Consider the following 13,225-nt stretch of genomic DNA (forward strand, 5'->3'; position numbering starts at 1 on the left):
CCGTGCCGCACCCCACCCAGCTCGTCTCCTCGCTCGCCGCACCCGAACGGCTCGCGCTGTACGCCCGGATCGTCACCGCCGGGCCCGGGGGGTTGGACGCCGCCGAACTCCAGGGGGCCAGGGCCGCCAAGCGCCTGGCACGCCTGGTGCGCGACGGCCTGGTCCGGGAGGAGGGTTCGGGTGCGGGGGACGTGCGGCTGGTGGCGGTCACCGAGGTGTTCGCCGCGGCCATGCGCTCCCACCGGGACGAGAACAGGACGGGTGAGCCGGTGGACGCGCTCTTCCGCCAGGGGCGCCTCACCACGATGCCGGCCAGGCGCGAACTACGGTTGGCGGTACTGGAGCGGATCAGCGGGCGGCTGTTCGCACCGGGGGAGGAGTACACGGAGAAGGAGGTCAACGCGGCCATCCGCACCTGCTTCGACGACCACTCCGCCATGCGCCGCTACCTGGTCGAGGAGGGTTTCCTCGACCGCGAGGACGACGGCAGCGTGTACCGCCTGACCAGGAGCCACGGGTGAGACCCGGCGCCGGGACCGTTTCCCCGCAGCCGCTCCGCGGCCGGAAGCGGTCAGCCGAGGACCTTGAGGCCCACCACGCCCGCCACGATCGCGATCAGGCACAGGGCCTTGGGCACGCTGAAGCCCTCACCGAGGAAGAACATGCCGACGAGCGCCGTACCCACGACCCCGACGGACACCCAGACGGCGTAACCCGTACCGAGCGGGATGGTGCGCAGGGCGTAGGCCAGACCGGCCATGCTCAGGGCGAGGGCGACCAGGAAGGCCACCGACGGCCAGAGGCGGGTGAAGCCCTGCGAGGCGTGCAGCGCGGCGGCCCACGCGGTTTCCAGCAGGCCGGAGACCACCAGAACGATCCATGCCATGACCCGTTACCTCCAAGACGTGCGAACAGTGTCCGCGCCGTCTTGTCCTGACCGGGTACGGCGCACCTCGTCCGGGGTCCTCAGGTCCTCGGAACATACAACACCTCCGGCGGGCCGGGAGTTCAGGGTGCGGTGGAGACGCCGGCCACCGGACACCGCGCGCCCGGACCCCGAGCGGCCGGGGCAGCTGGGTCGGGCCGTCGGTGCGGCGGGGCGGCCGCCGCCCGCACGGCCGCTCCGCGTCATCATGGGTGAGGAGAGCAGTAAGGACACCGGAAGGCAGTGGTGAGGGTGGGACGGGTCACCGTACGCGAGCGGGTCCTGCGGATCCGGGACGGGGCGGCGAGCGAGCGGGTGGACACGCTCGTGGTCGAGGAGCCCCTGGAGGTCAGGCTGGACGGCGACCCCCTGAGCATCACCATGCGCACCCCCGGGAGCGACTTCGACCTCGCCGCCGGGTTCCTGGTCAGCGAGGGCGTGGTGGCCGAACGGCACGAGATCGCCGCGATCCGCTACTGCGCCGGGGCCACCGAGGACGGGTCGAACACCTACAACGTGCTCGACGTGACCCTGGCCCCCGGTGTCCCCCGGCCCGACACCTCGCTGGAACGCAACTTCTACACCTCCTCCTCGTGCGGCCTGTGCGGCAAGGCGAGCCTGGACGCCGTACGGACCAGGGCCCGCTGGCCGGTGGGCGGGGACGGCCCGCGGGTCGGCGCGGACACCCTGGCCGTGCTGCCGGACCGGCTGCGCGAGGCACAGCGGGTGTTCGACCGCACCGGGGGCCTGCACGCGGCCGGGCTCTTCACCCCCGACGGGGAGCTGCTCGCCCTGCGCGAGGACGTGGGCAGGCACAACGCGGTGGACAAGCTGGTCGGGTGGGCGCTGCGCTCGGAGCGGCTGCCGCTGCGCGAGAGCGTGCTGATGCTCTCGGGGCGCGCCTCCTTCGAGCTGGTCCAGAAGGCGTGGATGGCGGGCATCCCCGTGGTGGCCGCCGTCTCGGCCCCCTCGTCCCTCGCCGTCGACCTGGCCGCGGAGGCGGGCCTGACCCTCGTCGGTTTCCTGCGCGGCAGCTCCATGAACGTCTACGCCGGAAGGCACCGCGTCCTCCTGGGGTAGGCGCCCTGGCGTAGGCGCCGACCGACCCCGCACGGCCCCGGCGCGAGGGGGCTCTCCTCCTCGGTGATCTTGCTACCAGGGGCGATTTCGGCGCCGAACTTGCTCCTGGTAGCAAGATCAGCGCAAGAAGGGGATGACCGTCCGGCGACCGTTCGTCGCACCACGGAGCCGCTCGTCGCACGGTGGGCGACCGCTTGCCGCTCCCCTCCCGCGTTCGGCGCGCGCCCCGGCACGCCCCCTGCTCATCCGAAGTGTCGCTCCTTACAGTTCCGAGTAACGCAGGTCACATAAACCGGACATACCGCGGAAACCTGCGTTCACCCGCAGCACCGTTCCCGCCCATCCCCCGGAGGTACCGAAACCATGGCAAGCGACAGGCCGACGAAGGATCCGACACCCCCCGACGGGAACGGCGGCGACGAGCCGATCAGCAACGAGGCCTTCGTCGCCATGCACAGCGACCCGAGGTTCACCGAACTGAAGCGGCGCCTGTACCGCTTCATCTTCCCCATGAGCATCGCCTTCATGGCCTGGTACCTGCTCTACGTACTCATGTCGGCCTTCGGGCGCGACATCATGGGCACCAACCTCTTCGGCAGCGTCAACGTGGCCCTGGTGTTCGGCCTCCTCCAGTTCGTGTCCACCTTCGGGATCGCGGTCCTGTACACGAGGTACGCGAACCGCAACTTCGACCGGTCCGCCGCCGAGCTGCGCGACGAGCTCCAGAACGGCGCCACCACCCAGAAGAGGGAGGACAACCGATGATCCTCGCGCAGGAGGCTGTCAGCGAGAGCAGCCGGATGGTCACCATCGTCCTCTTCTCACTCATGATCGCGGCGACGCTCGGCATCACCGTCTGGGCCAGCCGCAACACCCGTTCGGCCACCGACTTCCACTCCGGCGGGCGCGGGTTCTCACCGCTGCAGAACGGCCTGGCCATCGGCAGCGACTACATGTCCGCCGCGTCCTTCCTGGGCATCGCGGGCATGATCGCCCTGTTCGGCTACGACGGCTTCCTCTACTCCATCGGCTTCCTGGTGGCCTGGTTGGTCGCCCTGCTGCTCGTCGCCGAGCTGCTGCGCAACTCCGGCCGCTACACCATGGGCGACGTGCTCTCCTACCGGATGCAGCAGCGCCCGGTGCGCACGGCCGCCGCGGTCTCCACCGTGGTGGTGTCGATCTTCTACCTCCTCGCCCAGATGGTCGGCGCGGGCGCGCTCATCGCCCTGCTGCTCGGCATCCAGGAGGGTCAGACCTTCCTCGGCATGGACGCCGCGACCGCGAAGATCGCCGGCATCGTCGTCGTCGGTCTGCTGATGACCATCTACGTGGCGTTCGGCGGCATGAAGGGCACCACCTGGGTGCAGATCACCAAGGCCGTCATCCTGATGAGCGGCGCCGCCCTGCTCACCCTGCTCACCCTGTCGCTGTACGGCTTCAACCTGGGCTCCCTGATGACCGACGCGGCCAACGCCAGCCAGGCGGCGGCCAACGGCAACGCGGCCGGGTTCCTGGAGCCGGGCCTGCGCTACGGCGTCGAGGTGGCGGGCGACCCGCTGCAGACCATGTGGAACAAGCTGGACCTGATCAGCCTCGGCCTGGCCCTGGTCCTGGGCACCGCCGGCCTGCCGCACATCCTGATCCGCTTCTACACGGTTCCGGACTCCGGAAGCGCGCGCAAGTCCGTCAACTGGGGCATCGGCCTCATCGGCACCTTCTACCTGATGACCCTGGTGCTGGGCTTCGGCGCCGCGGCGCTCGTCGGCCACGAGGCCATCACCACCCAGGACGCCGCGGGCAACACGGCGGCGCCGCAGCTGGCCCAGGTCGTCGGGACGACCATCGGCGGCGACATGGCCGGAGCGGTCCTGCTGGCCCTCATCGCCTCCGCCGCCTTCGCCGCGATCCTGTCCACCGTGGCCGGCCTGGTCATCGCCTCGTCCTCCTCGCTGGCACACGACTTCTACAACTCGGTGATCCGCAAGGGCAAGGCCACCGGGTCCGAGGAGGTCAAGGTCGCCAAGCTGTCCGCCCTGGTCATCGGCTCCGTCGCGATCCTCCTGGCGATCTTCGCCCAGAACCTCAACGTGGCCTTCCTGGTGGCGCTGGCGTTCGCGATCGCGGCCTCGGCGAACCTGCCCACCCTGCTGCTCAGCCTGTTCTGGAAGCGCTTCAACACCGCCGGGGCGCTGGCGGGCATCTACGGCGGCCTGATCAGCGCGGTGGGCCTGGTGTTCTTCTCGCCGGTCGTCTCCGGCTCGGAGAACGCGCTCATGCCCAACGCCGACTTCGCCTGGTTCCCGCTGCCCAACCCGGCCCTGGTCTCGGTGCCGATCAGCATCCTGTGCGCGGTCGTCGGAACGTACGCGTCCAAGGAACGCGACTTCGAGAAGTTCGCGATGCTCCAGGTCCGTGCGCTCACCGGCGCCGGAGCCGAGAAGGCGGGCGACCACTAGGACGAATCTGCCACAGGGCCCGCCGTCCTCCGGGACGGCGGGCCCTCCCCGTGGAGGAAGGCTGCACCCGCAACGTGAGTGTCGACACATTCTGCGGAGATAAGATCGTTCCGTGTCCTATCGGTGGCTGTCGTGGCTTTCCCCCTCCCGGCGCCCCACGTCTTCGGAACGCCGGGCGAGTGTGGACCTGATGCGTCAGGTCCACGCCCTGGGCGTCGACCTCCAGGACGGGCTGCACGGGCGCGGTGTGAACTCCGCCGCCCGGCGCCTGCGCCAGGTCCTGGCCGTGGACGGGGTGCTCCTCGCCGACCTCGACGGACCGGTGGCCTCCCACGGGAGGTGCCCGGACACCGGCGAGGTCGCCGGACTGCTCTCCCAGGTCTTCGAGTACGGGGGCGGCGCCCGCTCCCGTCTGCCCGACGGGTCCTCGGTGTGCGCCGTCCCGCTGACCGTCGCCGACGAACTCTCCGGGGCGCTGCTCGCCTCCGGCGACCCCGTGGAGGCGGACGTCGAGGCGGCCGCGGCACTGGTCTCGGACTGCCTGGACCACGCCGCGCTGCGCCGGGCTCGCGCCCGGATCGCCGCCGCCGACCTGCGCACCCTGCGCGCCCAGATCTCACCGCACTTCGTACACAACGCGCTGGCGGTGATCGCCGCACTGGTGCGCACGGACCCCGACCGGGCCCGCCACCTGCTCTCGGACTTCGCCGACTACCTGCGGTACGGATTCTCGGAGAAGGGCGACTACGCGACCGTCTCCGACGAGCTGGAGGCCACCCAGACCTACCTCGAACTCCAGCGGGCCCGCTTCCACGACCGCCTGGACATCACCGTGCGGATGGCGCCCGAGGTACTGCCGGTCGCCATTCCCTTCCTGGTCGTGCAGCCGATCGTGGAGAACGCGATCCGGCACGGGCTGGAACGCAAGGAGGGCCGGGGGCACATCAGCGTGTCCGGTTTCGGCGAGGGACCCCTGTGCGTGATCGAGGTCGAGGACGACGGCGTGGGCATGCACCCGGAGCTGGCCCGCGCCCTGCTGGCGGGCACCGGGCCGGAGTCGCGCAGCGTCGGTCTGGCCAACGTCGACCAGCGGCTGCGGGCGGTCTACGGACCGGAGTACGGTCTGGTGATCGAGACCGCGCTGGGAGAAGGGACGAAGGTGACCGTGCGCGTACCGAGGTTCGCACCCGGGGTGGTGGTCCGGTGAGACCCGAGCTCCGTGTACTGGTGGTGGAGGACGAGGAGTCCACCCGCCAGGAGATGGCCTCCCTCCTCGGTGACATGCCCGAGGTCTCGGAGGTCCTGGTCGCCTCCAACGGCGCCAGCGCCGTGCGCCTGCTGGGCACCACCAGTATCGACGCCGCGTTCCTGGACATCCTGATGCCCGGGCTGGACGGCATGGACGTGGCCCGGGTGCTGAGCGTGATGTCGGAGCCGCCGTCGATCGTGTTCGTGACGGCCTCCGAGAGCCACGCCGTGGAGGCCTTCGGGATCGGGGCGGTGGACTACCTGCTCAAACCGATCCGTCCGGAACGGCTGGCCGAGGCGGTGGGGCGGATCGCCCAACTGCGCAGGGCCAGCGGTTCGACGCCCCCTGCCGAGGACCTGCACGTGGTGCAGATCGACACCGGTCGGCGCACCGTGTTCGTCAAACGCGACGACGTGCAGTTCGTGGAGGCGCAGGGCGACTACGTGCGCCTGCACACCGCCGAGGGCACCCACCTGATCCGGCTGTCGCTGTCCTACCTGGAGGAGGTGTGGGCCTCGGCCGGGTTCGTGCGGGTGCACCGCGGCTTCCTCGTCGCCATCCCGTGGGTGCGGGACCTGCGGGTGACCTCCTCGTCCGGGTTGGTCGCGGGGACGCCCGCCGGGGACGTCCCGGTGAGCCGCAGGCACGGCCGCCACCTGCGGGAACAGCTCCTGGAGGCGGCCAAACGCGACCAGTTGGGCCGTTCGGCCCGCCCTCCGGGGACGGCCAAGGACCAGCCGTGACCCCTAGTCGGAAGGAACGGCCGTGAGTCCGCGCAGGGAGAAGCTCACCAGCCCGCAGACCCGCATCGCGCTGGCACGGGGGAACCGTCCGGTGCAGCACCTGCTCCCGGTGCCCGAACCGGTGGACACCGAGGCGGCGCGACGGCTCTTCCGGGCCCAGCGGCGCACGGCCGTGCGCACGGTCTCGCTGCTGTCTGCGGTGCTGTTCGGGCTGAGCGGTTCCTTCGCCCTGTTCCCGGCTCTGGGGCAGGTCCGCCTCGCGGGGGTTCCGGTGTCGTGGCTGCTGCTGACGGTGGCGATATACCCGGCGCTGTTCGGTCTGGCGCTGTGGCACGTACGCGCGGCCGAACGCCTGGAGGACCGGGCCGAGCGCCTGGCGCGGGACCGCCGGGCCCCGGATCCGGAGCAGGGCCGGGAACAGGGCCGGGTTCACCGCCCGGAGCCCGGTGCCGGCCCTGACGGGACGCCGTGAGCACGGCGGTTCTCGCGATAGGCCTGGTACTCGCCACCAGCCTGTTCATCGGGGTGTACGGGGTTCGGGCGGCCCGTTCCACCTCGGACTTCCTGGTGGCCTCGCGGCGGGTGTCGCCCAACTGGAACGCGCTGGCGATCGCCGGCGAGTACCTGTCGGCCGCCTCGGTGCTGGGCCTGGCCGGGCTGCTGCTCAAGAACGGCCTGGGCACCATGTGGTACGCCGTGGGCTTCACCGCGGGCTACGTCGCCGTGGTCGCCCTGGTAGCGGGTCCGATGCGCCGTTCGGGGGCGTTCACCGTGCCGGACTTCGCCGAGTACCGGCTGGGCGCGCCCCGGCTGCGCAAGCTCTGCGGCTGTGTGGTCCTGGTGATCATGCTGCTGTACCTGGTACCGCAGTTCAAGGGCGCCGGAGTGGTGCTGAGCCTGGTCAGCGGAACCCCCTACTGGGTGGGGGTGCTCCTGGCGGGGCTGGTGGTGAGCGGTTCGATCGCCGCGGGCGGGATGCGCTCGGCCACCTACGTGCAGGCCTTCCACTACGTCGTCAAACTGCTCTTCCTCGCCGTGCCCGCGGTCTACCTCGTGGTGCACGCGGGCGCCGACACCCGGGCCGAGGCCCTGCACCCGGAGTGGGGGACCCACTTCCCCCGGGCCACCCCGGTGGAGTTCACCGTCGCCACGGACTTCCGGCTGGACGAACCGGTCACCGTGACCACCTCCAGGGGCGAGGAGCTGGAGCTGGCGCCCGGAGCGCACTCGGTCGAGCGGGGCACGGAGTACGTGTTCCCGGCGGGCGCCACCATCCCGCACCCGGAGGGCCTGCCGGAACTGGGCAGCGAACGGTGGAGCACCCCCCTGCTGGACGTGGGCGGGTACCCGTTGTTCGAGACCTGGTCGACACTGCTCGCGATCACCCTCGGCTGTATGGGCCTGCCGCACGTCATCATGCGCTTCCACACGAGCCCGACCGCGCGGATCGCCCGCAGGGTGGCGGTGGGCGTGATCGCCCTGTTGGGGTTGTTCTACCTGTTTCCCACGGTCTACGGGCTGTTGGGGCGGGTGCTCACACCGCAGCTGGTGATGCTCCAGGGCACCGACACCGTGGCGGTGGTCCTGCCCGCCCAGGCCGTCCCGGGTGCGGTGGGCACCCTCCTCACCGCACTGGTGGCGGCGGGGGCCTTCGGGGCGTTCCTGTCGACCTCCTCGGGGCTTCTCCTGGCCCTGGCCGGGGGTCTGTCCCACGACCTGTTCCAGGGGAGCGTGCCCCGGTTGCGGCTGGCCGTGGCGGTCGGCGCCTGCGTGGCCGTGCTGCTGGCCCTGCCCGCGCAGATGATCGACATCAACGTGCTGGTGGTGTGGGCGTTCACGGTGGCCGCTTCCACCTTCTGTCCCCTGCTGGTGCTGGGCATCTGGTGGCGGCGCCTCACCCTGCCGGGCGCGGCCGCGGGCCTGACCGTCGGCGGGGTGACCGCCACCGGGACCGTCGGCTGGTCGATCCTGCTCGACACCCCCCAGGGCTGGGTGACGGTGCTGCTGGCCCAGCCCGCCGCCTGGACCATCCCGTTGGCCTTCCTGACGATGATGGCCGTGTCCCGGTTCACCAGGCCTCCGGAGTGGGCGGAGCACGCGGTGCTGCGCCTGCACTCACCGTGAGGACCAAAGGCCTTGGTGTCCCGGGCCCGCCGGGGGGTACGTTCGCAGCGCCCCTGACGAAACCCCCTAGGAGGACACCGTGCCCCTCTCCCCCGGACGAGCGAAGCGCACGTCCCGTCTGACCGCCCTGGCCGCCGTGGCCGCGTCGGTGGTGTTCCTCGTGCCCGGCACCGCCTTCGCCGAAATGGGCCAGGTCCGCGCCGAGAGTCAGGAGATCATCGTCACCGAGGAGGGTGTCTACGAGGTCGGCGAGGACGTGGAGAGCCTGGACGCGTTCCTGACGGAGAACCCCGAGTACGAACCCGCCGTGGAGGACCCCGGGGGCGTCAGCACCCTGGCCACCAACTCGCTCCCCCTGACCCACGGGGTCCTGACCACGAGGACCACCCGCTGCGAGAGCGCGACCGTCAGCTACAGCAAGCGCAGCGGTTCGGAACTGACCATCAGGTTCTCCCTCGCCCAGTTGGGCAGCGGCACCAAGAACGGCCCCGGCATCGGTATCGTCGCCGGTCAGACCCGCAGCTACACGTTCAGCACCAGAAGCTTCGGGAACGTCCAGGGCCGCATGTACGTGAATGAGCAGGACAAGACCTTCCGGAACGGGTACATCAGCTGCCGCTAGTCGGCACCTGCGGGACCGGAACGCGGGAGGGGGTGCGGGCACCCGGTGCCCGCACCCCCTCCGGATGCGACCGGCCCCCTGGTCACGGGCGCGCGGCCAACCGCACTGCGGCCAGCCGGTTGAGCGACACGTTCTGTTCGGCGGCCTCGATGGCCAACCGCCGGTGTAGTTCCGGGGGGACACGGACCTGGAACTTCCCCGAGTAGCTGCGCTCCCCGATCGGTATCGGCGGCTCCTCACCGGAGACGACCATGTCCTCGACGGTGTCCTCGGCGAGGCCGCGGATTCCCTCGAAAGCCTCGGAACTCGTGCGGGCGACCCACGACAGGGAGGGGAACTCGGCGACGGTTCCGACGTAGGACTCGTCCTCAACCGACCAACGAACACGGTAGGCGTAGTGCTCTGCTCTGTTCACCGCTCCTCCTCCAGCTTGTCGATCGCGGCGAGGACCTGTCTCACCTGGTAGGCCTTGGCCGTTCCGTGGTCGTTCTGGATGTTCACCCTCGGGTCCCCCGACCAGGGCATCCTGTACACCTGGTGGGAGGTCCCGCGCCGGCGCGGCGGACCGAAGTAGTGCCCACACACCTTCGCCAGGTCCGCGAACCGGATCGACTTCGGCTGATCCCGCATCCGCGCGAGGATCTTCTCAAGGCTGGCCATGGCCGCAAAGTATCACTATTGATACTACCCCAAGGTTCCTTCTCCGAACCGGAACGCGGGAGGGGGTGCGGGCACCCGGTGCCCGCACCCCCTCCGGATGCGACCGGCCCCCTCGCGCGGAAAAGGCGGGGCCGGTCGGGGTCGCTACCTCTCCAGGCGGTTCAGCAGCGCGTGGTACTCGTCCCAGAGCTCACTGGGCAGGTTGTCGCCGAAGGTCTTGAAGAACTCGGGGACCAGGGCGGCCTCCTGCTTCCAGACCTCGGTGTCGACGTCGAGGACGAACTCCATGTCCTCGGCGGACAGGTCCAGGCCCTCGGTGTCGATGCCGTCGGCGGTCGGCAGGTAGCCGATCGGGGTCTCGACCGCGGCGGCGTCGCCTTCGAGGCGGTCGACGATCCACTTGACGACGCGGCTGTTCTCACCGAAGCCCGGCCACACGATCTTGCCGTCGGCGTTCTTCTTGAACCAGTTGACGTAGAAGATCTTCGGCAGCTTGGCCTGGTCGGCCCGCTGGCCCAGCTTGACCCAGTGGGCGAAGTAGTCACCCATGTTGTAGCCGCAGAAGGGCAGCATCGCGAACGGGTCGCGGCGCAGCTCGCCGACGGAGCCCTCCTGGGCCGCGGTCTTCTCGGAGGAGACGTTGGCACCCAGGTAGACGCCGTGCTGCCAGCTGAAGGACTCGGCGACCAGCGGCACCGCGGAGGCGCGGCGGCCGCCGAACAGGATCGCGGAGATCGGGACGCCCGCCGGGTCCTCCCACTCGTCGGCGATGGTCGGGGCCTGACCGGCCGGGGTGGTGAAACGGGAGTTCGGGTGGGCCGCGGGCTCGTCGGAGTCCGGGGTCCAGGGACGGCCCTTCCAGTCGGTGAGGTTGGCGGGCGCCTCCTCGGTGAGGCCCTCCCACCACACGTCACCGTCGTCGGTCAGGGCGACGTTCGTGAAGATGCTGTTGCCCCAGAGGGTCTCCACGGCGTTGGCGTTGGTGTCGGCGCCGGTACCGGGGGCCACACCGAAGAAACCGGCCTCGGGGTTGATGGCGCGCAGCTGGCCGTCGGCGCCGAAGCGCATCCAGGCGATGTCGTCGCCGACGGTCTCGACCTTCCAGCCGGGGATGGTCGGCTGGAGCATGGCCAGGTTGGTCTTGCCGCAGGCGCTCGGGAAGGCGGCGGCGACGTAGTGCGACCTGCCCTCGGGCGAGGTCACCTTGAGGATCAGCATGTGCTCGGCGAGCCAGCCCTCGTCGCGGGCCATCACCGAGGCGATGCGCAGCGCGTAGCACTTCTTGCCGAGCAGGGCGTTGCCGCCGTAGCCGGAGCCGTAGGACCAGATCTCGCGGGTCTCGGGGAAGTGGGAGATGTACTTGGTGGAGTTGCACGGCCAGGCGACGTCCTGCTGGCCGGGCTCCAGGGGGGCGCCGACGGAGTGGACCGCCTTGACGAACTCGCCGCGCTCCTCGATCAGCCGCAGGGCGGCCGAGCCCATGCGGGCCATGATGCGCATGGAGACGACGACGTACGGGGAGTCGGTGATCTCGACGCCGAGCTGGGAGATGTCGCCGCCGAGCGGGCCCATGCAGAAGGGCACGACGTACATGGTGCGGCCGCGCATGGCGCCCTTGAAGACCTCGCCGAAGGTGGCGCGCATCTCGTCCGGGGCGATCCAGTTGTTGGTGGGGCCGGCGTCCTCTTCGCGCTCGGAGCAGATGAAGGTGCGGTCCTCGACCCGGGCGACGTCGGTCGGGTCCGATTTGCAGTAGAAGCTGTTCGGGCGTTTGACGGGGTTGAGGCGGGTGAAGGTGCCCTGCTCGACCAGCTGGTCGGTCAGGCGGGTCCACTCCTCCTCGGAACCGTCGCACCAGACGACCTCGTCCGGCTGGGTGAGCTCCGCGACCTCACGTACCCAGGAGACGAGTTCCTCGTTCTTGGTGGGGGCGGCGCCCACATCAGTACCCACGTCAGCAGTCACAACGGCTCCTCATCGAATTACGAGATCCCTCGAATCATGAACGACGAGTGCCGACACTGACCAATTGGTCTAGCCCAGTGGTCTATACGCGTTGGCAGGGGAAACCGGATTGCGCTGCACAGCAAGGGTTTTCGACGACCCGAAGCCGTGCCGGAACGCACTCGCGCGGGCAGGGTTCCCGTACTGTTCGGGTCCGCTTTTCCCTGCATTGCGCGCAAGTGCCCCACCAGCACCAACACACGGTGCTGTTCGTCACACAGCAGAAGTCTCCCGTCGGATCCAACGGATTAGACCAATGACGGCCGCACCGGCGACGCCCTGCGGCTTCGTCCGGGCGGCGAACTCCTGCCGGGCCCGTGCCGGGCGGCTCAGCGCAGTATGGCGACCGGGCCCCGCGCTCCGTGCAGCACCGAGTGGCTGACCGAACCCAGAAGCAGACCGCGGAAACCCCCGCGGCCGCGCGAGCCCACCACGATGAGGTCGGCGGGGGTGGCCTCCTCCAGGAGCGCGACCACCGGGTGGGCTCGCACCACCCGCGTTCGCACCCGGACCCCGGGGTGGAGCAGCTGCAGGTCGGCGAGCTCCTCGTCCAGGGCCTGACGGGCCGCCTCGGCCGCGGTGGCGTCGTCGAACAGCTCCGGCGGGATCGGCCCGGTCGCCGCCGCGAAGGCCACCAGGGGCTGCCAGGCGTTGACCGCGACCAGGTCGGTGTCGGCGAACTCCGCCTGGGAGAAGGCGAACTCCAGGGCGCGGCGGCTGGGTTCGGAGCCGTCCACCCCCACGATCACCCTGCTGCGGACCCCGTGTGCGGCCGCGTGGTCCCTCGGCAGGACGATCACCGGCACCGCCGCCCGGGCGGCCAGTTCGATCCCCACCGAGCCGACGAAGGCCGCGGCGATCCCGCTCAGTCCGCGCGAGCCCACCACGACCGCCACCGCCCCGGGCGAGGCCGCCTCGGTGACCAGCGCCTCGGCGGGGCGGGAGAAGGACAGGCGGGTCTGGACGGAGAGCTCGGGGAACAGCCGGGCCACCCAGTCGCGGGCGTGGTCGAGCAGCCGCCGGGCGCCCGCCCCCGGCCCGCCCCCGTCGTTCTCCTCCGCCTCGTCCCAGACCCCGAAGTCCTCCGTGGCCAGCGGGCTCGCCGCGGCGACGATCCGTACCCCGAGACCGCGCAGCACGGCCTGGTGCGCGGACCACTCCAGCGCGTGCCTGCTGGAGTCGGTGCCGTCCACTCCCACGATCACCCATCGTGCCGTGGCTGCGCCGTTCATCACGTGCGTCCTTCTGTAGGTCGTCGGTACCCTCGCGGTCCCCGGACCCGCCGGTCCGTGTTCCCGTTGTGTTCCACGATGATGCCGTGTGGACACGCACCCGTGGATAACGGTGCCGACGCGAGTTGGC

General features: G+C 70.6%; 14 protein-coding genes and 1 riboswitch. Of the genes, 9 read left to right on the forward strand and 5 right to left on the reverse strand.

The window, feature by feature from the left end; all coding sequences use genetic code 11:
* Positions 1-2: 2 nt before the first annotated feature.
* Positions 3-521, forward strand: a complete 519-nt coding sequence (locus tag IE195_RS07475; RefSeq protein WP_191268781.1) for a DUF2087 domain-containing protein — start codon at positions 3-5, stop codon at positions 519-521.
* A 50-nt stretch (positions 522-571) separates the two neighbouring features.
* Here the strand turns inward: IE195_RS07475 and IE195_RS07480 are convergent, their stop codons facing one another.
* A complete protein-coding gene (locus IE195_RS07480; RefSeq protein ID WP_191268783.1) occupies positions 572-886 on the reverse strand; it encodes a DMT family transporter in 315 nt (104 codons plus the stop codon).
* Between the two features lie 31 nt (positions 887-917).
* A riboswitch (guanidine-III (ykkC-III) riboswitch) is annotated at positions 918-984 on the reverse strand.
* Between the two features lie 193 nt (positions 985-1,177).
* On the opposite strand from IE195_RS07480, the gene fdhD reads away from it, so the two are divergent.
* From fdhD to IE195_RS07520, 8 genes are all read left to right on the forward strand, one after another.
* Positions 1,178-2,005, forward strand: a complete 828-nt coding sequence (fdhD, locus tag IE195_RS07485) for a formate dehydrogenase accessory sulfurtransferase FdhD (protein ID WP_191269096.1) — start codon at positions 1,178-1,180, stop codon at positions 2,003-2,005.
* Between the two features lie 363 nt (positions 2,006-2,368).
* The gene (locus tag IE195_RS07490; RefSeq protein ID WP_191268785.1) at positions 2,369-2,770 is read left to right on the forward strand and encodes a DUF485 domain-containing protein; all 402 of its coding nucleotides are present in this window, start codon (positions 2,369-2,371) and stop codon (positions 2,768-2,770) included.
* Positions 2,767-4,461, forward strand: coding sequence for a monocarboxylic acid transporter (locus tag IE195_RS07495; protein ID WP_191268787.1), 1,695 nt, complete (start codon positions 2,767-2,769; stop codon positions 4,459-4,461). Before IE195_RS07490 ends, IE195_RS07495 begins: the two co-directional genes overlap by 4 nt.
* Positions 4,462-4,651: 190 nt before the next feature.
* Positions 4,652-5,668 carry a sensor histidine kinase gene (locus tag IE195_RS07500; protein WP_191268789.1) on the forward strand — a complete coding sequence of 339 codons (1,017 nt, stop codon included), beginning with the start codon at positions 4,652-4,654 and terminating at the stop codon, positions 5,666-5,668.
* The gene (locus IE195_RS07505) at positions 5,665-6,453 is read left to right on the forward strand and encodes a LytR/AlgR family response regulator transcription factor (protein WP_191268791.1); all 789 of its coding nucleotides are present in this window, start codon (positions 5,665-5,667) and stop codon (positions 6,451-6,453) included. Before IE195_RS07500 ends, IE195_RS07505 begins: the two co-directional genes overlap by 4 nt.
* A 22-nt stretch (positions 6,454-6,475) precedes the next feature.
* Positions 6,476-6,925: a hypothetical protein gene (locus tag IE195_RS07510; RefSeq protein WP_229826110.1), complete on the forward strand. Its 450-nt coding sequence runs from the start codon at positions 6,476-6,478 to the stop codon at positions 6,923-6,925.
* Entirely contained in the window at positions 6,922-8,577 is a 1,656-nt protein-coding gene (locus IE195_RS07515; RefSeq protein WP_191268794.1) for a sodium/solute symporter, read from the forward strand. The genes IE195_RS07510 and IE195_RS07515 overlap by 4 nt, the downstream gene beginning before the upstream one ends.
* A 79-nt stretch (positions 8,578-8,656) precedes the next feature.
* The gene (locus tag IE195_RS07520; RefSeq protein WP_229826111.1) at positions 8,657-9,199 is read left to right on the forward strand and encodes a hypothetical protein; all 543 of its coding nucleotides are present in this window, start codon (positions 8,657-8,659) and stop codon (positions 9,197-9,199) included.
* An 82-nt stretch (positions 9,200-9,281) separates the two neighbouring features.
* On the opposite strand, the gene IE195_RS07525 is transcribed toward IE195_RS07520, so the two are convergent.
* From IE195_RS07525 to IE195_RS07540, 4 genes are all read right to left on the reverse strand, one after another.
* Positions 9,282-9,614, reverse strand: coding sequence for a type II toxin-antitoxin system HicB family antitoxin (locus IE195_RS07525; protein ID WP_191268796.1), 333 nt, complete (start codon positions 9,612-9,614; stop codon positions 9,282-9,284).
* On the reverse strand, positions 9,611-9,859 hold the full coding sequence (locus tag IE195_RS07530; protein WP_191268798.1) for a toxin HicA: 249 nt from the start codon (positions 9,857-9,859) through the stop codon (positions 9,611-9,613). The genes IE195_RS07525 and IE195_RS07530 overlap by 4 nt, the downstream gene beginning before the upstream one ends.
* 144 nt (positions 9,860-10,003) lie before the next feature.
* Positions 10,004-11,812, reverse strand: coding sequence for a phosphoenolpyruvate carboxykinase (GTP) (locus IE195_RS07535; protein WP_191269100.1), 1,809 nt, complete (start codon positions 11,810-11,812; stop codon positions 10,004-10,006).
* 380 nt (positions 11,813-12,192) lie between these two features.
* Positions 12,193-13,095 carry a universal stress protein gene (locus tag IE195_RS07540; RefSeq protein ID WP_191268801.1) on the reverse strand — a complete coding sequence of 301 codons (903 nt, stop codon included), beginning with the start codon at positions 13,093-13,095 and terminating at the stop codon, positions 12,193-12,195.
* Positions 13,096-13,225: the final 130 nt, after the last annotated feature.

The organism is Nocardiopsis terrae (genome assembly GCF_014651695.1).
Classification (GTDB): Bacteria; Actinomycetota; Actinomycetes; order Streptosporangiales; family Streptosporangiaceae; genus Nocardiopsis; species Nocardiopsis terrae.